This window comes from Aurantiacibacter gangjinensis (genome assembly GCF_001886695.1).
GTDB classification, from domain to species: Bacteria; Pseudomonadota; Alphaproteobacteria; order Sphingomonadales; family Sphingomonadaceae; genus Alteraurantiacibacter; species Alteraurantiacibacter gangjinensis.
Genome location: NZ_CP018097.1, coordinates 1,914,260 through 1,933,560, shown reverse-complemented (window position 1 = coordinate 1,933,560; position 19,301 = coordinate 1,914,260). Strand labels below are relative to the sequence as shown.

General features: G+C 62.5%; 15 protein-coding genes. 7 read left to right on the top strand and 8 right to left on the bottom strand.

Annotated elements, in window-relative coordinates; genetic code table 11:
• The first annotated feature begins 2 nt into the window (after positions 1 to 2).
• The 3 genes from BMF35_RS09475 to pth all read left to right on the top strand — a co-directional run bounded on the left by BMF35_RS09475 (position 3) and on the right by pth (position 2,324).
• Positions 3 to 845: a TraB/GumN family protein gene (locus BMF35_RS09475; protein ID WP_162199206.1), complete on the top strand. Its 843-nt coding sequence runs from the start codon at positions 3 to 5 to the stop codon at positions 843 to 845.
• Between the two features lie 132 nt (positions 846 to 977).
• Positions 978 to 1,664, top strand: coding sequence for a 50S ribosomal protein L25/general stress protein Ctc (locus tag BMF35_RS09470; RefSeq protein WP_047005724.1), 687 nt, complete (start codon positions 978 to 980; stop codon positions 1,662 to 1,664).
• Positions 1,665 to 1,754: 90 nt separating this feature from the next.
• Positions 1,755 to 2,324 carry an aminoacyl-tRNA hydrolase gene (pth, locus tag BMF35_RS09465; RefSeq protein WP_047005723.1) on the top strand — a complete coding sequence of 190 codons (570 nt, stop codon included), beginning with the start codon at positions 1,755 to 1,757 and terminating at the stop codon, positions 2,322 to 2,324.
• Here pth and BMF35_RS09460 read toward each other — a convergent pair.
• The gene (locus BMF35_RS09460; RefSeq protein ID WP_052765896.1) at positions 2,321 to 3,325 is read right to left on the bottom strand and encodes a tetratricopeptide repeat protein; all 1,005 of its coding nucleotides are present in this window, start codon (positions 3,323 to 3,325) and stop codon (positions 2,321 to 2,323) included. The two genes, pth and BMF35_RS09460, sit on opposite strands and share 4 nt — an antisense overlap.
• Before the next feature lie 169 nt (positions 3,326 to 3,494).
• On the opposite strand from BMF35_RS09460, the gene BMF35_RS09455 reads away from it, so the two are divergent.
• Positions 3,495 to 4,229 carry a cistern family PEP-CTERM protein gene (locus BMF35_RS09455; RefSeq protein ID WP_236781512.1) on the top strand — a complete coding sequence of 245 codons (735 nt, stop codon included), beginning with the start codon at positions 3,495 to 3,497 and terminating at the stop codon, positions 4,227 to 4,229.
• A 66-nt stretch (positions 4,230 to 4,295) separates the two neighbouring features.
• Here BMF35_RS09455 and BMF35_RS09450 read toward each other — a convergent pair whose 3' ends face one another.
• On the bottom strand, positions 4,296 to 5,813 hold the full coding sequence (locus BMF35_RS09450; RefSeq protein WP_047005721.1) for a tetratricopeptide repeat protein: 1,518 nt from the start codon (positions 5,811 to 5,813) through the stop codon (positions 4,296 to 4,298).
• 124 nt (positions 5,814 to 5,937) lie between these two features.
• On the opposite strand from BMF35_RS09450, the gene ychF reads away from it, so the two are divergent.
• The gene (gene ychF / locus BMF35_RS09445; protein WP_047005720.1) at positions 5,938 to 7,038 is read left to right on the top strand and encodes a redox-regulated ATPase YchF; all 1,101 of its coding nucleotides are present in this window, start codon (positions 5,938 to 5,940) and stop codon (positions 7,036 to 7,038) included.
• 64 nt (positions 7,039 to 7,102) lie between these two features.
• On the opposite strand, the gene BMF35_RS09440 is transcribed toward ychF, so the two are convergent.
• Positions 7,103 to 8,383: a tetratricopeptide repeat protein gene (locus BMF35_RS09440; RefSeq protein WP_047005719.1), complete on the bottom strand. Its 1,281-nt coding sequence runs from the start codon at positions 8,381 to 8,383 to the stop codon at positions 7,103 to 7,105.
• 277 nt (positions 8,384 to 8,660) lie between these two features.
• Between BMF35_RS09440 and gyrA the strand changes: the two genes are divergently transcribed.
• Positions 8,661 to 11,453, top strand: a complete 2,793-nt coding sequence (gene gyrA, locus BMF35_RS09435; RefSeq protein ID WP_047005718.1) for a DNA gyrase subunit A — start codon at positions 8,661 to 8,663, stop codon at positions 11,451 to 11,453.
• Here the strand turns inward: gyrA and BMF35_RS09430 are convergent.
• Positions 11,450 to 12,139, bottom strand: a complete 690-nt coding sequence (locus tag BMF35_RS09430; protein ID WP_047006488.1) for a lysoplasmalogenase family protein — start codon at positions 12,137 to 12,139, stop codon at positions 11,450 to 11,452. The genes gyrA and BMF35_RS09430 overlap by 4 nt on opposite strands.
• Before the next feature lie 76 nt (positions 12,140 to 12,215).
• Here BMF35_RS09430 and trmFO point away from each other — a divergent pair, with 76 nt between their 5' ends.
• Complete coding sequence (gene trmFO / locus BMF35_RS09425) at positions 12,216 to 13,586, top strand: methylenetetrahydrofolate--tRNA-(uracil(54)-C(5))-methyltransferase (FADH(2)-oxidizing) TrmFO (RefSeq protein WP_047005717.1); 1,371 nt, start codon at positions 12,216 to 12,218, stop codon at positions 13,584 to 13,586.
• Positions 13,587 to 13,595: 9 nt separating this feature from the next.
• Here trmFO and hflX read toward each other — a convergent pair whose 3' ends face one another.
• From hflX to BMF35_RS09405, 4 genes are all read right to left on the bottom strand, one after another.
• Positions 13,596 to 14,861, bottom strand: coding sequence for a GTPase HflX (hflX, locus tag BMF35_RS09420; RefSeq protein ID WP_047005716.1), 1,266 nt, complete (start codon positions 14,859 to 14,861; stop codon positions 13,596 to 13,598).
• A gap of 56 nt (positions 14,862 to 14,917) precedes the next feature.
• On the bottom strand, positions 14,918 to 15,493 hold the full coding sequence (hfq, locus tag BMF35_RS09415; protein WP_047005715.1) for an RNA chaperone Hfq: 576 nt from the start codon (positions 15,491 to 15,493) through the stop codon (positions 14,918 to 14,920).
• 169 nt (positions 15,494 to 15,662) lie between these two features.
• Complete coding sequence (gene ntrX, locus BMF35_RS09410) at positions 15,663 to 17,048, bottom strand: nitrogen assimilation response regulator NtrX (protein ID WP_047005714.1); 1,386 nt, start codon at positions 17,046 to 17,048, stop codon at positions 15,663 to 15,665.
• 22 nt (positions 17,049 to 17,070) lie between these two features.
• Positions 17,071 to 19,299, bottom strand: coding sequence for a sensor histidine kinase (locus tag BMF35_RS09405; RefSeq protein WP_047005713.1), 2,229 nt, complete (start codon positions 19,297 to 19,299; stop codon positions 17,071 to 17,073).
• Positions 19,300 to 19,301: the final 2 nt, after the last annotated feature.

Here is a 19,301-nt window from a genome sequence, read left to right as displayed (position 1 = left end):
TCGTGGCTTTGGGGGGGCTGTGGCTGGCAAGCTGCAGCCCCCTTGAGCGCGAAAGCGAATGGCCGGACGCCTCGCCTCCCATCTGGGAGATTACCGGCGAGGATGGCCAGCAAGGATGGCTGTTCGGCACCGTTCATGCCCTGCCGGACGAGGTCTATTGGGGCACGCACCTGCTTGACGATACATTCGAGAATGCCGGCGTACTGGTGGTCGAGGTTGCCGATCTCGACGCATCCGGCGGACAGGCCTTGATCGCCGATCTCTCCGCGACGCCCGGCCAGCCACCGCTTCTCCAGCGCGTCGAGCCAAGCGAACGAGAGGTGGTGGAGCAGCTTGTCGCCGATGCCGATATGCATGATCGCGACTTCTCGGAGACGGAGACATGGGCTGCCGCCCTCATGCTGTCGGGCGCGGTGCGGATCGGCGATCCGGCCAATGGCGTGGACCGTGAACTTATCGCCGCGGCAGACGAGGTGATCGGACTGGAAGGCTTTGCCGCCCAGCTCGTGATGTTCGACAGGCTGTCCGAAGAAGCGCAGAGCGATCTTTTGCACAATGTCGCTCGCGCTCACGCTGCCAATTCCGAAAACGGCATGCTGCGCGCCTGGCTTTCGGGCGACGATGCCGCGCTCGATGCGCAGATCAATGCCGCGATGGCGGATTCGCCGGAACTGCGGCGCATCCTGCTCACCGATCGCAACCGTGCATGGACGCGCCAGATCGCGCAATTGATCGAGCAAGGGCGTCGCCCCTTCGTGGCAGTCGGAGCGGGTCACACAGTCGGGAATGATGGCGTGGTCGCCATGCTTCGCGAGAGCGGCTTTACCGTAGAGCGTATCCAGTAGGCTGGCCGACTAGCCTATGCGGCGCACAAACCTTGCATTGCCGCGCGCATCTGCTAGGGGCGCGCCTTCCTGCCGATGTCATCCCTGGAGGCGTGGCGGGAAACCATATCTGCAACCGAAAGGCACAATGTCATGAGCGATGCTCTGAAACTGCCGGCCGAGCTGCGCGAACGGGCTGGCAAGGGAGCCTCCCGTGCGCTGCGTCGCGAAGGCCGCGTACCCGCCGTCATTTATGGCGGCAAGGAAGAACCTACTCCCATTCACGTGGAAGAAAAGCTGCTGGTCCAGCAGCTGATGACCGGCCACTTCATGAACTCGATCGTGATGATCGACGCCGACGGAAAGACAGTCCGCACCCTGCCCAAGGATGTGTCGCTGCACCCCGTCACCGATCGCCCGATCCACGTCGATTTCCTGCGCCTTGCCAAGGACGCGAAGATCGTCGTGAACATCCCGGTCGTCTTCGTGAATGAAGAAGCCAGTCCCGGCCTGAAGAAGGGCGGCGTGCTGAACGTGGTCCGTCACGAGCTGGAACTGAACTGCGAGGCAGACAAGATCCCGAGCGAAATCGAGATCGACGTTTCCGGCAAGGAAGTGGGCGATTCGATCCACATCAGCGCCGTGACGCTGCCCGATGGTGCCGAAAGCGCCATCACCGATCGCGACTTCACCATCGCAACCCTCGTCGCACCGTCCGCTCTCAAGCGTTCGGAAGGCGAAGCGGCAGAAGGTGAAGAGGTCGAGCCCGGCGAAGTTCCTGCTACCGAGCAGGAAGGCGATGTCGGCGAAGGCGGCGTCGAGGTTGTGGAAGGCGAATAAGCCCTTCCCTCCCGCACCTGAACACAGTGAACGCCGGCCCCTGTGGGGTCGGCGTTTGCTTTTGGGCTCTCCCTCGCTAGAGGCAATGTCATGCAATTATGGGTCGGCCTCGGAAATCCCGGACCGCGTTATGCGATGCACCGGCACAATGTCGGCTTCATGGCCTGCGACGTGCTGGCAGACATGCATAGCTTCGGCCCGACCCAGAAGAAATTCCAGGGCTGGCTTCAGGAAGGGCGCATCGGCTCTGAAAAGATCCTGCTGCTGAAGCCCGGCACTTTCATGAATGAAAGCGGTCGCGCTGTGGGCGAGGCCATGCGCTTCTACAAGCTCCCGCTGGATGCGCTGACTGTCTTCCATGACGAACTGGACCTTGCACCGTTCAAGGTGAAGGTGAAGCAGGGCGGCGGCCATGCCGGACATAACGGCTTGCGCTCCATCGACGCGCATCTCGGCGCGGATTTCCGCCGCGTGCGGATCGGTATCAACCATCCCGGCCACAAGGACCGGGTCACCGGCCATGTGCTGGGCAATTACGCCAAGGCCGAACAGGACGATCTGATCCAGATGCTGGGCGCTATCGGTGCCTGTGCCGAATGGCTGGCGGCGGGTGACGATCCGCGTTTTATGAGCGAATATGCGCTCAAGATGCAGGATTAGCTCGCTGCCTCCAGCGCCTGCCGCAGCCGCTCCGCTTCCGCATCTCTGCGACGCGCCAACACTGGCGATGCCATCGCACGCGCCGTCTCGACCTGGCCCAGGTTGAGCAGCGCCTCGGCATAGAGCAGCCGCGCCGATCCATGGTTCTCCAGTTCCGCCTCATGCGCCTGCATGCGTTCGCGTACCGCTTCCCAATTTCCATCCCAAGCGTCGACGCGCGCCGTCTGGTAAATGAACTCGCTATCGAAGGGGCGGGTTTCGGCGCCATAGGCAATCAGGTGCCGCGTGATCCCGGGCTGCCCGGTATGTTCGGACGCGGCGATCGCGCCTAGCAAAGCCGGACGGTCGAGCGGCGTCTTTTCGATGATGCGCAGATACTTGGCGAGCGCCAGCACCTGGTCCCCCTGCGCCTGTGCCAGGCGCGCGGTGACGAACAGCGTTTCCACACGGTCGGGCGCGACGTCATTGGCCAAAGCGACCGCCTCGCCCGCAGCGGCAAGGTCTGCCGTGTCGAGATGGAAGCTGGCCTCCGCCGGATAGAGCCGCGTCTTGTCGCCCTCCGCATTGCGGCCTCGGGCAAAAGCACGCGCGGCCGCCGGAATGTCATTCGCCTGCCGCGCAGCCAGCGCGCGCAGTCGCCACGCTTCTGCCGCTTGGTCGTCCTCGATCAAGGCGAGCGCATCGGAAGTCTCGCCGGTTTGCAGCAAGGCCTCCGCCCGCAGCAGGTCGGTGTCGCCCGGCGCATCGCCGGCCACTTCGAGCCTGTCCAGCGCAGCAATGGCATCTGCCCCCTGCCCCATGGCGAGATGGATGCGCGCCATGAGTTCGAGCGCCGGTGCATCGCTTGCATCTGCCTCCAGCACGGCGGCAGCCAGATCGCGCGCGGCCATGTAGTCCTGCGTCTCGAACGCCGCGCGCGCATCGCCCAACGGATCGCTGTCGAACACGGAGCATCCGGCAAGACCGGCAGCCAGCATGAACGGCAGAAGGCAACGCGTCACTCGCATAGACACGGCGATTACCGCCAAAGCGCAAACATTGTGTGAAGCGTCGGCATTCTTGACACATTTACGGTTTTTGCGAGCTCGTTAACCATTGTGGTCGGCGGAAATGCGGGATTGGCACGCCGCTTGCTTCGCATGCGTGAACCTTATCTCTTCGGGATACTTCATGATGAAAAACATCGCCTTCGGCCTTGCCGGTTTTGCCGCAGCGACGCTTTCGACCCCTGCTGTGGCCGATCCCATCACGCTGGGCAGCGGCGATATCGGCGACAGCTTCACCATCGACTTCGATGGATTTTCGGGCGATTCCAGCAGCACGGTGGATGGCCTGAGCAGCTCGATCACCTTCACGCTGGAGGAGATCGTCAACAATGCCTACACTTTCAGCTATCTGGTGGAAAATACCACCGATGGCGGTGTGACGTCGAACATTTCAAGCTTCGCCTTCAACGTCGATCCCGATATTACTGACGCGGCCATCAGCGGCGCCTACAGCTTTGCTTTCGTGGCCGACGGCCGGGGCAATGATCCCACCTATCCCAACCAGATCGGAAATGTCGACGTGTGCTTCAAGTCCGCATCCAGCGGCTCTTGCTCGAACAGCGGCGGCGTGTCGGAAGGCAATAGCGGGTCGGGCCTGCTCTCGCTTTTCTTCGACCCCGATGCGCCGACCTCGATCACGCTGAGCGATTTCTTCGTGCGCTATCAGGGTATTACCGGTGCAGGCGGCGTCACCTCGGCCAGCGGCCAGTCGACGACCAGCAGCTCCACCAGCGGCACGCAGGTGCCCGCGCCCGGCATGATCGGCCTTCTCGGCCTCGGCCTGCTGGGCCTCGGTGCCATGCGTCGTCGCCGCCGCAATGATGAGGAATTCGCAGGCGCGCGGCCCGCTTTCGCGTAAGTCAAACCAGCTTCGTCAGAACGGGCGCTGTTTCTCTAAGGAGGCGGCGCCCTTTCGTATTGCGGATCAGGAAGCGCGCGCTTCGCGCAAATGCCGCGCGATAGCAGCATTGCCGGGCGCCAGTCGCGCCGCCTCTTCCAGCAATGCGATACCCGCCGCACGATCCTCACCGGACTGGACCAGCAGCCATCCGGTCGTATCCATGATGTTGGGCTGTTGCGGCGACAACTCCAGCGCCCGGCGCGCCAGCGGCAGCGCTTCGGCGTATTGCCCGGTCTGCGCTTTCGCGTAAGCGAGGTTGTTGAGCACCATCGCGTTGGAATCGCCCGTCCAGCCCCGCAACTGCTCGTAGGCTTCGATGGCAGAGCGCCAACGCTGCGCCTGCAAGTCGGCGTCCGCCCGCGCCAGCAAGGTGGCTACCCGCTCTGCCGGAGGGGCTTGTCGCAAAGCCGCATCGATCTGCCCTTCCCGGCCGGAACGTCGCGCGGCATCCGCGTAGAGAGCCAGGTCGGCAGGCGAGCCTTCCGGACTGTTGGCGAGCGGCTGTATGGTCGCAAAGGCGGCAGCAGCATCGCCGCTCTGCAACTGCGCGCGGGCAAGAAGGCGACGCGGCGCGATTGCCTGCGGGGATCGCCGCACAAGCGCCGAGAGTCGGCCCAGCGCCTGCTCGGTCAGGTCCAGCTCCAGCAGGGCGCGTGCGTATAGCAATTGCAGCCGCGCATCCTCGCGACCCTCGATCGGCTGGAGAATGTCGCGCGCTGCGGCCCAATCGCCATCTTCCGCTGCAAGCCGTGCCTGCAGATAGATGACATCGGGATCATCGGGGGTGCGCTGCGCAGCTTGCTCGACCAATTGCCGCGCTTCGGCGATGCGACCCATATCTCCCAGCACGCCTATCTGCCCGAGGATGGCCGCGCGCGATTCCGGAAAGGTGTCCGCAGCCGCTTCGTAATGGCGCAGCGCGTCGGCAGGGCGGCCCAGCGCCTGCGTCACCTGCGCCGCGGCGAGCAGCGGGTCGAGCCCATCGGGATCGGCGACCAGGGCAGCGCGCGACAGCTCGGCGGCGCGCTCCCAATCCCCAGCTTCCTTGGCGAAAAGCGCAAAATCGGCCAGCAATCGCGACCGATCGCCAGGCGCATCCAATCCGCGCTCGAATGCCGCCAGCGCCGCTTCGAGATCACTCATCGCAACATGAGACAGCGCCACTATTCGCAGGCCATTAGCCGTTCCCAAAGACTGCCCGGCGGCAAGCGAGCCTGCGTAATTGCCCGCCAGCAGCATGGCCTCCGCCATCAGCGCATCATAATCCGCTGGACGTGCGCCCGCCGCTGCCAATCGCTCCAACGTAGCAACAGCGCCCTCGCCATCGCCTAGCTGCACTTGTGTGCGCGCCAGCAGCTCGAGCACGCGGACATCGGCATCGTCCCGCTGCAACAGCATCCCCAGATCGAGCCGCGCTTCGCTGAAGCGGTTCTCGGCATAGGCTTCTTCGGCCCGGGAAAGGCGTTCTTCAGGCGACACGCCGCACGAGGCGAGAGCGAGCGCAAGCGCAGGAATGATGGAGAAATGCACAGCAATTTTCATGCCGGTCCCCTAGCGGCCTCGAAGTTGACAACGCGTTTATGGCGACCACGCATCTGGCCATTGCGCGCGGGGGCGTCTAAGGCCCGCGCAACATCCGTTTCCCTTACGCAAAGGCACACAAATCATGGGATTCCGCTGCGGGATCGTCGGCCTGCCCAATGTCGGCAAATCGACCCTTTTCAACGCCCTTACCGAGACGCAGGCCGCTCAGGCCGCAAATTATCCGTTCTGCACCATTGAGCCGAATGTCGGCCAGGTCGCCGTGCCCGATGCGCGGCTGGACAAGATTGCAGGGATCGCGAAGAGCGCGAAAGTCGTTCATACCCAGCTGGGCTTCGTCGACATTGCCGGCCTGGTTAAGGGCGCAAGCGCGGGTGAAGGTCTCGGCAACCAGTTCCTTGGCAATATCCGCGAGGTGGATGCTATCGTCCACGTGCTGCGCTGCTTCGAGGATGATGATATCCAGCACGTCTCCAACCATGTCGATCCCATCGCCGATGCCGAGGTCGTGGAGACTGAGCTGATGCTTAGCGACCTCGAAAGCCTGGAAAAGCGCGTGGACAACGCCGCCAAGCGCGCCACCGCCGGCGACAAGGAAGCGAAAGCGTTGGCATCGGTGTTGGGACAGGCGCTGGAACTGCTGCGCGACGGCAAGCCCGCACGCCTCACCGAGCCGAAGGATGACGAGGAAGCGCGGCTCTTCCGCCAAGCGCAATTGCTAACGGCAAAGCCGGTGCTGTACGTATGCAATGTCGCGGAAGAAGATGCCGCCGCCGGAAACGAACTGTCCGCGAAGGTCTTCGCCAAGGCGGAAGCCGAGGGCGCGCAAGCGGTGGTCGTTTCGGCGGCCATCGAAAGTGAGCTTGTAGCGATGGAACCGGAGGAACGGTCCGAATACCTAGCGGAGCTGGGCCTGGAAGAAAGCGGCCTCGCCCGCATCATCCGCGCCGGTTATACGCTGCTGGGCCTGAAGACATTCTTCACCGCCGGCCCGAAAGAAGCGCGCGCATGGACGACGCCTGACGATGCCAAGGCTCCGCAAGCGGCGGGCGAAATCCACACCGATTTCGAGAAGGGCTTCATCCGCGCAGAGACAATCGCGTTCGACGATTATGTCGAGCTGGGCGGCGAAGCCCCTGCACGCGAGGCCGGGAAGCTACGCCAGGAAGGCAAGGAATACCTTGTCCAAGATGGTGACGTCATGCTGTTCAAGTTCAACGTCTGATACGAAAACGGCGCGGAAACCGCTAAGGTTTCCGCGCCGCGTTCGCGATGATTGAAGTTTCGGCTTAGCTGCCCATCATCTGCGTAGCATAGGCCGTCCACATCCGCGCGATGGGCGTGCGATTGCCGCTCACCAGCGCGAAGGTTTCCAGCGCCGCAGCATAATTGCCCTGCTGGGCCTGTGCGATGCCGATACGGGTATTGGCCGTGTTTGCGTCGAACCCACGCTCCAGCGCGAGCGCGTAAAGCTGTTCGGCCTGCGCATAGTCTTCAAGCGAGAGCAGCACGTCGCCGGCGCCCAAGGCATCCAGCGCATCGCCGTTGCGACCTTCGGACACGATCGTACCGATACCGCTGCGGTCCTGCGGTGCACGCGTCTCCACGATGCCGCGCACTTCGGTGTAATACGGATCGCTCGAGGTAAATGCGCCTGTCTCAAGACCGCGCGCAAGGATGCGCTGCACTTCGTTGGACATCACGCGAGGATCGAGATCTTCGATAAAGCGTGTGGTATCTTGGCGCTCGTCCAGCGTGTTGCGGATATACATCAGGCGATAGAGATCGACACGCTCATCCGTTTCGAAATCGTGCAACTGGCTGACGATCTGCAGCGTATTGCGCCAGTTTCGCTCCGACGGGAAATCGCGCAGCAAAATGACCCCTGCAGCCAGGGCGCTGTCGGTCAATTCGTAGTCATAGCTGGTCTGCAGGGCGTTGAGCAGCCAGTTCTCGTTGATCGGCGTGCCGGCCGCATCGGCGGCTTCCACTTCGCTCATCAGATAAGCAACCGACGCCTGCGGATTTTCTTCTTCCAGATAGGTGTTGGCGATCAGCAGCACCGGATTGCCCTGATCGGGCACGTAGCCCATCTCGCGCACCCTCATCAGGTATTCGCGAGACGTCGCCCAATCTTCGAATTCGAAGGAGAGGCTGCCGACAAACCAAGTGAACAGGCCAACCTGCTCTGCCGGAACCATGCCACCTTCAAGGCGCAGCATCAGGCCCTGGCGCTGCAACTGGCGATCATCGAGGCCAGTGCCGATATTGAGAATGATGTTCCCGGCAAGGTCCCGGTCGCGATTGTTCTCGATTGCGGCGACGAGCGCAGGAATCTGCGCGCGCGCAGCGTTGAAATCCTGCGATTCTGGCTGCACCAGCGGCACGACCGGGCCATAAACCTCTGCAAAACCTTCCGAAGGATCGGGCAGGTCTTGCGCGGCAACGGCCTGCGCGGTCAGCGCGGTGGAACCAGCGGACACGCCGCCCACAAGGGCGACAGCCATTGCGAAACCGGCGACCGCAGAACGGAAGGATTTCGTGTTGGGCGAACGAGTGGCGAAGGGCATTATCGTATTCTCTCCTAGAAAAATGTCAGGCCCGTCTATGGGGCCCGTCTTTCCCGGCGTGGGTCTCTGCACACAACGCCCGAGATTGCAAATGTCTCCTACAGCAGGCGCGCTGAATGGCCAATTTACGATAGCTTTCGCGTAGATGTATGGCAGCGGCGCGCATATGTGGAAAAAGCGCCGATTTGCGCGGCTTTCATGGTCGCTGGCATGGCTCTTCGCGCCCCCCTGCCCTAGGGTGACAGGCAGCCAATAACGATAACGGATATGCTTCTTCGTGAGCGACGGAAACGACATTACCGCACCGCAGGATAATCCCGGCGAATTCGAACGTATCGACATCGTCGACGAGATGAAAACGAGCTACCTCGATTACGCGATGAGCGTGATCGTAAGCCGCGCGCTGCCCGACGTGCGCGACGGGCTGAAGCCGGTGCATCGCCGCATCCTCTATGCAGCGCAGGTGGGCGGCTACACGTCTACTCGCCCCTACCGCAAATCCGCGAAAATCGTGGGTGAAGTGATGGGTAGCTATCACCCGCATGGCGACAGCGCGATCTACGATGCGCTGGCCCGCATGGTGCAGCCTTGGTCGCTGCGCGTTCCGCTGATCGATGGCCAGGGCAATTTCGGCAGCATGGACCCCGATCCGCCTGCCGCCATGCGCTACACGGAAAGCCGCCTGGCAAAGCCGGCTGACGCCATTCTGGCCGATCTCGACAAGGATACGGTCGATTTCGTCGACAATTACGATGGCAGCGAGCAGGAGCCGACCGTCCTCCCCGCCCGCTTCCCCAACCTGCTGGTGAACGGTGCGGGCGGCATCGCGGTCGGCATGGCGACCAATATCCCGCCGCACAATCTGGGCGAAGTGATCGACGGGTGTTTCGCCTATCTCGATGATCCAGGCATCACCGCAGAGCAGCTGCACGAAATCATCCCCGGCCCCGATTTCCCCACCGGCCCGCTCATTCTTGGCAAGTCGGGCGCAAAATCGGCCTATACGACCGGACGCGGCTCCATCCTCATGCGCAGCCGTCACGAGATCGAAACCGGGCGCGGCGACAAGCAAAGCATCGTGCTAACCTCCATCCCCTACCAGGTCGGCAAGGCCGGGCTGGTGGAGAAGATCGCCGATGCCGCCAAGGAAAAGCGGATCGAAGGCATTTCCGACATTCGCGACGAATCGAGCCGCGCCGGTGTGCGCGTCGTGATCGACCTGAAGCGCGATGCCACCGCCGATGTGGTGCTCAACCAGCTGTGGCGGCACACGCCCGCGCAAGCGAGCTTCCCCGCCAATATGCTGGCCATTCGTGGCGGGCGGCCGGAAACGCTGGACCTGCGCGATATCATCTCCAGTTTCATCGCCTTCCGCGAACAGGTCATCACGCGGCGCACCAAGTATGAGCTGAACAAGGCGCGTGACCGGGCCCACGTCTTGCTGGGCCTTGTGGTGGCCGTTTCCAATCTCGACGAAGTGGTGGCGATGATCCGCGGATCGTCCAACCCCTCCATCGCGCGGGCCAAGCTGCTGGAGAAGGAATGGCCGATCGGCGATATCGCGCAATATATCGCGCTGGTCGAAGCCATCGAGCCGAGCGATAGCGAAGAAGGCGGCACCTACCAGCTGTCCGAGCGTCAGGTGAAGGCAATCCTCGACCTGCGGCTCCATCGCCTTACCGCGCTCGGGCGTGACGAGATTGGCGACGAGCTGAAAGAGCTGGCCGACCAGATCGAATACTATCTCTCCATCCTCGCAGACCGCGCCAAACTTTACGGCGTGATGCGAACAGAACTGCAGGAAGTGCGCGACCAGTTCGCTACGCCGCGCATGTCCGAGATCGCACCGGCCTGGGATGGCCTCGACGACGAAGACCTGATCGAGCGGGACGACATGGTCGTGACCGTCACCCTCGATGGCTACATCAAGCGCACGCCATTGAGCACCTTCCGCGCGCAGAACCGCGGCGGCAAGGGCCGCGCCGGCATGTCCACCAAGGACGAGGATGCCGTCAGCCACATGTTCGTGACCAGCACGCATAATCCGGTGCTGTTCTTCTCGACCGCGGGCAAGGTCTACCGCCTGAAGGTGTGGAAACTGCCCGAAGGCGCGGCCAACACGCGCGGGCGGCCGATCATCAACATGCTGCCGCTAGAAAAGGACGAGACCATCGCGCAGGTCCTGCCTTTGCCGGAGGACGAGGACAGCTGGGGCGCGCTCAATGTCGTGTTCGCCACGGCCATAGGCAATGTGCGGCGCAATTCCATGGACGCCTTCACCAACATTCCGTCCAACGGCAAATATGCCATGAAGTTCGAGGATGGCTCGCCCGATCACCTGATCGGCGTGCAGCTCTTGAATCCGGGCGACGACGTGCTTTTGGCGACCCGTAAGGGTAAGGCCATCCGCTTCTCCGGCGAGGATGTGCGCGAATTCGTCAGCCGCACCTCTACCGGTGTGCGCGGCATGAAGTTCAAGGAGGATGGCGACCAGGTCGTTTCCGTGTCCATCCTACATGGGGGATCGGCCACGCCTGAAGAGCGTGATGCCTATCTGCGCGTCGCTCCGTGGAAGGCAGACGAGGATGCTGCCACGCTTTCCGAAGACCATCAGGCGATGGCGGATGAGGAGCAATTCCTGCTTACCGTCTGCGCCAATGGTTACGGCAAGATGAGCTCCGCCTATGAATATCGCCGCGCGGGCCGTGGCGGCATGGGCATTACCAATATCGACAACATCGCCCGCAATGGCGATGTCGTGGCCACCTTTACCGCAACGCAGGGCGACCAGCTGATGCTGGTGACGGACAAGGCCAAGCTTATCCGCATCGGCCTCGATACGCTGCGCATCCTTGGCCGCGCGACCGCAGGCGTGCGCCTGTTCGATGTCGGCAAGAACGAGCATATCGTCTCTGCCGTGCGGATCGACGAGCAGGAAGCGCCCGAGAACGATGCCGAGGAGATGATCGCGGAGGAAATGGTGGGCCGCAAGGGAGGCGACGACGTCACCCAGCCCGATACCACCGCCCATTCCGACGACAATATCGAAGGCGAGCCGGACGCGAGTTAGTCCGCGCGCCCGCCCTGCACCACCGCCAGTTCCGGATCGCGCTTCCGCAGAGTGGTGATGACGCCGACCGTCATCAGGAACTGGCCAAGGAAATAGATCGGCCAGACCAGGTATTCGCGAAACGGATTGTCGGCCAGCGGTCCCAGTCCGGCGAAAATCAGCAGGTCCGACACGACAAACAGGATGGCACCCGCGCCCACGGTCCAGCGCGGGAATGTGCTGGACCAGGCCGATGCCGCCATCACGCCAAGCACCGCGCCGTAGATCGCGGTCGCCCACGCCGTACCGCCCGAGCCTGTCAGCATGTAGCCCGCCAGCGGTGGCACGATCAGCAGGCCGAGCAGGATGAGATTGTCGCGCCCATCCATCGCCCCGCGATTGTGCGCCACAAACAGTTTGATCATCAGGGCGTGAAACACGATGAATACGCCCGCACCAACGCGCAAGTCGAACTCCACCGCCATGTCCGCCAACGCGGCAACCACCATAGCCGTCGCCAGCACTCGCGCAGGCGGACTGGAATGGCGCAGGAAAGCATAGACCGCCAGAAATGCGCAGGCGCTGCCCTTGATCGGCCAAAGGTAGATTTCCGGCAGCTCGGTCACGCGCAGATAGTAGAACACCAGCGCGGCGACGACGCTGAGGATCAGATAGGGGCGTTTCTGGACCAGGGCTTGGCGCGACATGCGCTTGCCAGTGGCGCAAAGCGTGCGTTGCGGCAAGTGATTGCGCCGCGCGAGCGCAACCTCTATCTGCGCGGCCATGGCACACGACGTTCACATCATCGGCGGCGGCCTCGCCGGAAGCGAAGCTGCGTGGCAACTGGCCCGGCGCGGTTTCTCCGTGCGCCTGTCCGAGATGCGCGGCAGCGGCGAAGGGCACACCGATGCGCACCAGACGGACGGGCTAGCCGAACTCGTCTGCTCCAACTCGTTCCGCAGCGATGATGACACCAAGAACGCCGTCGGGCTGTTGCATCACGAGATGCGGCGACTGGACAGCATCGTCATGCATGCGGGCGAAAAGGCGCGCGTTCCGGCAGGCAGCGCCATGGCGGTGGACCGCGATGCTTTCTCCGAAGAGGTCGAACGCACGCTGAGCGGGCATCCGAACATTACCGTCGTGCGCGAGCTGGTGGACGAATTGCCCGACGCCGGGATGACGATCGTCGCCACCGGTCCCCTCACCGCAGCGCGGCTGGCGGACAGCATCATCGCGCGCACTGGTGAGGAGCGCCTCGCCTTTTTCGATGCCATCGCCCCCATCGTCCATCGCCATTCCATCGACATGGACAAGGCATGGATCCAGAGCCGCTGGAACAAGCGGACCAGCGCCTCGAACGAGGAAGGCGATTACATCAACTGCCCGATGACGAAGGAGCAGTATCTCGCCTTCCATCAAGGCCTGCTGGATGCCGAGAAGGGCGAGTTCAAGGAATGGGAAGCGGACACGCCCTATTTCGATGGCTGCATGCCGATCGAAGTGATGGCGGAGCGCGGATTAGAGACGCTTCGCTACGGGCCGATGAAAGGCGTGGGGCTCGATAATCCCTACGATACCAGCGAAGAGCATCCACAGGGCAAGTGGCCCTATGCCGTGGTGCAGCTGCGGCAGGATAACAAGCTGGGCACGCTGTGGAACATGGTCGGCTTCCAGACCAAGATGAAATACGGCGCGCAGGTCGAGCTTTTCCGTACCATTCCGGGCCTCGAAAATGCCGAATTCGCCCGGCTGGGCGGGATGCATCGCAACACATTCCTCAATTCACCCGTCCTTCTGGACCGCCAGCTGCGCCTGAAAAGCGCGCCGCATATCCGCTTTGCGGGACAAGTGACGGGTTGCGAGGGCTATGTCGAAAGCAGCGCGGTCGGCTTGATGGCGGGCATGATGGCAGCTGCCGAACTGGCAGGCCTCGACTGGACACCCCCGCCCGCAACCAGCGCCATGGGCGCCCTGCTCCACCACATTACCGGTGATGCAGAGGCCGCGACCTTCCAGCCCATGAATGTCAATTTCGGCCTCTTCCCGCCGCTACACAAAGTGCACAAGAAGCAGCGCAAAGAAGCCTATACGGAGCGCGGCAAGGCCGATTTCGGTGAATGGCTCGGCGCGATGGAAGCCGTGCCCGCCTAGAGACCTGGCTTAGAGCGCCTCGAAGCGGCCCAGTTCCTTTTCGGTAAGGCGAACCTCGATCTGGCGCATGGGGCCATCCTCGCCCTCGCCGCCATCCTCGTCCGCCAGCACTTCGCCATGCTGGTGCAACCACGCGATCCGCGCGCCGTCGCTCGCCGAAATGGTGAGCGACAGAGTGCGCGCGCCGCTCGTCAGGACTTTGCCTAGCTTCTCGCCAAGGGCGTCGATGCCTTCCCCGGTCTGCGCGGACATGCGGATTACATCGTCCTGCTGGTCGGCAATTTCGGCCAGTGCCTCTGCCTGCTCGGCAGACAGCTTATCCCACTTGTTCCAGACTTCCAGCAGCACCGCATCCTGTGCTTGGCCGGTCTCGTCGACGACGCCGAGGTCTTGCAGGATATTGAGCACCTGCTTCTTCTGCGCCGCATTGTCGGGATTGGCAATATCGCGCACATGCAGCACGATATCGGCCGCCGTCACTTCCTCCAGCGTGGCGCGGAATGCGGCAACAAGCTGGGTCGGGAGGTCGGAGATGAAACCCACCGTGTCGGACAGGATCGCCTTTTCGACACCGGGCAGCGTGATAGCGCGCATGGTCGGGTCGAGCGTGGCAAAGAGCAGGTCTTCCGCCATCACGTCAGCGCCGGTCAAACGGTTGAATAGCGTAGACTTGCCAGCATTTGTGTAACCGACAAGCGCGATCACCGGCCAAGGCGCCCTTCCCCGGCGTTTGCGATGCAATTCACGGGTCTTGCGCACCTGCTCCAGCTCCCGGCGCAGCCTGCCCATGCGGTCGCGGATCATGCGGCGGTCCGCCTCGATCTGCGTTTCGCCCGGGCCGCCGAGGAAGCCGAAGCCACCGCGCTGCCGCTCAAGGTGGGTCCAGCTGCGCACAAGGCGGCTCTGCTGGTAATCGAGATGCGCCAGCTCCACCTGCAACCGGCCTTCAGCCGTTGCCGCGCGCTCGCCGAAAATCTCGAGGATCAGCCCGGTCCGGTCGATCACCTTGCGGCCGATCTTCTCTTCCAGATTGCGCTGCTGGATGGGCGAAAGCGCGCCATCCACGATCACCAATTCCGCCTCGTGCAATTCGCAATCGGTGGCGATGCGCTGTACCTGCCCTTCCCCGAAAAGCGTGTTGGGCTTTACCTCCCGAACGGGCAGCACAAAGCTATGCGCGACCACGATGCCGATAGCGAGCGCGAGGCCTTTTGCTTCTTCAAGCCGTGCTTCGGGATCTTCGTCACGCCGCTGGCCGCGAATGTCCGGGCACACGACGAGGGCTCGCGCACCGCGCGTTACCTCGCCTTCAATACTGTCATCCTCGAAAATCAGCCGTCGTCGCCTTCATCGTCATCGTCCATGTCGATATCGCCCGACAGATCGACCGGCTTCTCGGGCTGGATGGTCGAGACGGCATGCTTGTAGGCGAGCTGAACGAAGCCATCGCGCTCCAGCAGCATGCAGAACAGGTCATAGCTGGCAATGCGGCCTTGCAGCATCACGCCGTTCACCAGGAACATGGTCACCTGCACCCCGGCATCGCGCACACTGGTAAGGAAAATGTCCTGCAACAAGCGCATTTTCTTCGAGCCATCGGGACCTCTGCCGAATTCTTCCACATCCACCGGCTGCCCGGGCATGATCGTGCTGATCGCATGCTTGTAAACAAGCTGCGACTGGCCATCGCGGCGCAGCAGGATGGAGAAATTGTCGAACCAGGTCACAATGCCCTGTAGTTTCACGCCCTTCACGAGGAACATCGTGACAGGAATTTTCTCGCGACGCAGGAAATTAAGGAAGACGTCCTGCAGATTGGCAGCCTTCCCATTCTTCGCGGGTGGTTTTGTAGCAGTCTCCGGTTCCTGTTCGGGGCGCGGACGGGCAGAAAGGGTGCCCTTGGTCATTGGTCTGACTCCATAATTCTTGGCGAGCTCGCGCCCACAATCTGGTAGTCACATTTGACAATTCAATGACTACCGCGCGCACAATTGTGCGCTGCAGCGATACAATGTCACAAGTATCCCGCAATGCCTTTTGTTCCCCGATTTCGGGCGCGGCAATATCATTAAAAGGCTAGTCTTTATCGTCGCCGCTGTTGCGGTCGTTCATGCCAAGAAGCTTTAGCTTCCGATGCAAGGCAGAACGTTCCATGCCGATGAAACCGGCTGTCTTGGAAATATTGCCGGAAAAGCGCCGGATCTGGATGCGCAGATATTCACGCTCGAAACTTTCGCGCGCCTCGCGCAGCGGCACGCCCATCAAGGTAGAGATGCCCCCGCCGTTATCTTCCGATCCGCCGGTAATTTCCGATGGCAGCATCTCCGGCGTGATCGTCGCAAAATCTTCGCGCGGGGCGAGAATGACCGTCCGCTCGATGACATTGCGCAGCTGGCGGACATTGCCCGGCCAGTCATAGGCCTGCAGCGCGGCGATGGCTTCGGGCGTGACCGAAGGCGGCTCCAGCCCCTGCTCGCGCGCGTAACGCGTGAAGAAATGCTCGGCGAGCGCGGGAATATCGTCGCGACGTTCGCCCAGCGGCGGGATTTCGATGGGCACGACATTCAGCCGGTAGAACAGGTCTTCGCGGAAACGCTTTTCCTCAATTTCTGCCAATAAGTCCCGCGCTGTGGACGACACGACGCGCACATCCACGCCCACTTGCCTATTGCCGCCCACACGCACGAAACTCTGATCGGTCAGCACGCGCAGGATACGCGCCTGTGTGCTTTCGGGCATGTCGGCAATCTCATCGAGATAGAGCGTGCCGCCATCGGCCAGCTCCAGCAGGCCGGGGCGCAGCAGCTTGCCGTCGGCCTCTTCGCCGAACAGCTCGTTCTCGAAACGCTCTGGCGTGATGCGCGCCGAATTAACCGACACGAACGCCTTGTCCGCTCGCGGGCTCCATGCGTGGAGGAGGCGCGCTGCCACTTCCTTGCCCGCTCCTGCCGGCCCGCTGATCAGCACGCGGCTACCTGTGTTGGACACACGCTTCAGCGTCGCGCGCACATTATTGATGACGCTGGAATTGCCGGTGAATTCGTCCGGCGCCGCCATGCCTTCGCGCAGCCGCTCGTTCTCGCGGCGTAGGCGTTCCGTTTCGGTAGCGCGCTCCACAAGGTGCAGCAGCTTCTCGGCTTCGAAGGGCTTCTCTATAAAGTCCATCGCACCCCGACTGACGGCCGACACTGCCGTATCGACATTCCCATGGCCGGAAAAAATGATGACCGGCAGGTTCGGCTCGCGCTGCTTGATCGCGTCAAGCACTTCCAGCCCGTCCATCTTGCTGCCGTGCAGCCACACGTCCAGCAGGACGAGGCTGGGCCGACGCTCATCCACCATGGAGAGCGCGCTCTCGCTGTCGCCCGCGGTGCGGCATTCATAGCCCTCGTCGCTCAGCACGCCGGCAACCAGATCGCGAATGTCGCGTTCATCGTCGACGACTAGGATATCGAGTGCCATTCAGTGCTCTCCAATGATCATTCTATTCAGCCGCCTCTGTGTGTTCATCCAGGTCGGCAGGCCGCACGGCAAAGCGCAGAACAGCGCGTGTGCCGCCTTCGGGACGGGCCGCGAATTCGAGATCGCCTGCATGTTCCTCGACGATCTTTTTCACGATGGCGAGGCCGAGGCCGGTGCCCTTCTCGCGGGTGGTGACATAAGGTTCCATGACATTGACAGAGCCTTGCGGCAGGCCGGTGCCATTGTCGTTGACCGCAATTTCCACATGATCGCCCGATAGCTGCATGGTCACGCCGATGCGTCCGCGCCAATCGGCCGGGGCATCGGCTATGCGCGCTTCGACGGCTTCTGCCGCGTTCTTCAGCACATTCGTCATCGCCTGGCCCAGCTGGTGGCGATCGCATTCGATTGCCGGGATGTCGCTATCCGCTTCGAAGCTGTACGCGATCTCCGGGTGCGCCACTTCCTGCAGGAAAAGCGCCTGGCGCACGAGGTCGACCGCATCCTCGCTGCGGAAGACCGGCTTGGGCAGCCGCGCGAAGCTGGAGAATTCGTCCACCATCTTGCGCAGGTCCCCCACCTGCCGGATGATCGTGCCGGTCAGCTCGTCGAACAGTTCCGCATCCTGCTCGATCTGGCGGGCATAGCGGCGCTTCAGCCGCTCGGTCGCCAGCTGAATCGGGGTGAGCGGGTTTTTGATCTCATGCGCGATGCGGCGTGCGACATCGGACCAGGCTGCCTGTCGCTGGTCGAGCAGCTGGCGGGTGATATCTTCGAAGGTGATGACATGGCCGCCCGTCGCGGGTGCAACCTGCACGGCCAACGTCAGTAATTCGGCCCCTTGGCTGATCTGGATGATTTCGCTCTTGGCGCCTTCCGCGACCAGCGCATGAAGCTGCGGCGCGACATCTTCCAGCGGCGTCTCGACCGGCACCGGCCCCTCGCTGTCGAGCAGCAGGCGCTGTGCGGAACTGTTCATCAGCAGGATGCGCCCATCGGCATCGACCGAGACGATGCCCGCCGTGATCGATTGCAGCACCGCCTCGATAAAGGCGCGTCGTTCTGCAAGCTGGCGGTTCGCGCCGAGCAATGCGTCCGTCTGTGTCTCGATCTGCGCCGACATGCGATTGAAGGCGCGGTTGAGCGTGCCGATCTCGTCCGGCCCTGTCCTGCCGGACACGCGCATCGCATAATTGCCTGCGCCGATCTCGCCTGCCGCATCAGCCAGTTCGGTAAGCGGCTTTACCTGCCTGTCGGCAAAGCGCAGCGCCGCCCACACGGCGAGCGCCACGAGCGCGAGCGACACACCGAACAGCGCGAAATTAAACTGCAACTGCAACACCCGCGCCTCGTCGGTCAGATTATCATAACTGCCGATAACGTTTTGCGCGCGCTCATATTGCGCGACAGCCTCGGCATCGGAATCGCGCGACACGTAGAGATATATCTCTCGCGCAGGAAAAAGCGCGGTTATGGCTTCTGTCCGCTCCGGCGTGGCTCGCATCACAACTGGTTGGCCGGATTGAAGATACTCTGCGTCCTCGTTAGTCAGTCGAACACGATCATAATCGTCATCAGGATCGACGATCGCGAGAACTCTGAAATTTCCATCGGAAGCCGGCGCGAGGATCGCGCTTTCGCTCAGATTCCGGTTGAGGGTCTGCTGCGAATACTGGTCCCAAAATTCAGCTCCCTCGAGTTCCAGTTGTGTCGAGAAGAAACGCAAATCCATCGCCATGGTGAGAGCCTCGCCACCAATGGCCCGCTGGTTCTCATCATAGAAATCCTGCGCCAACTGGCTGGCATCCTGAAGAATGCCTCGCGAATCTCGACTGAACCAGAATTCCACGCCGGATTGGAATAGGATGGATGCGAAGACCGCCACAATCAACGTCGGCACGGCAGCCAATAGCGAAAAGAAAAATACGAGGTTCACATGCAGGCGCGCCGTCGTGCCGCCTGCCCGGCGGATCGCGATGCGGCGGCCCCACAGTACGATGAGGCCCAGAGCCGGCAATAGCGTCCCCAGCAACAGGTAAGCGGCCTGTGCGGATGGGAGCGGCTCGCCATCGCTCGGCAGGTTGGCCAGCGTCAGCCAGAGCGTGCCGAGCATGCCGACCAGCGCGATAATGCACGCGACTTCCAGCCAGAAGAACAGGTTGACCTTGCGTGCCGTGACAGCCGCGCGCCGTCGCAGGCGGGATCGTCCGCCGACGGGAGGGGCAGTCTGTGAAATCGGCTCGTCCGCCATGT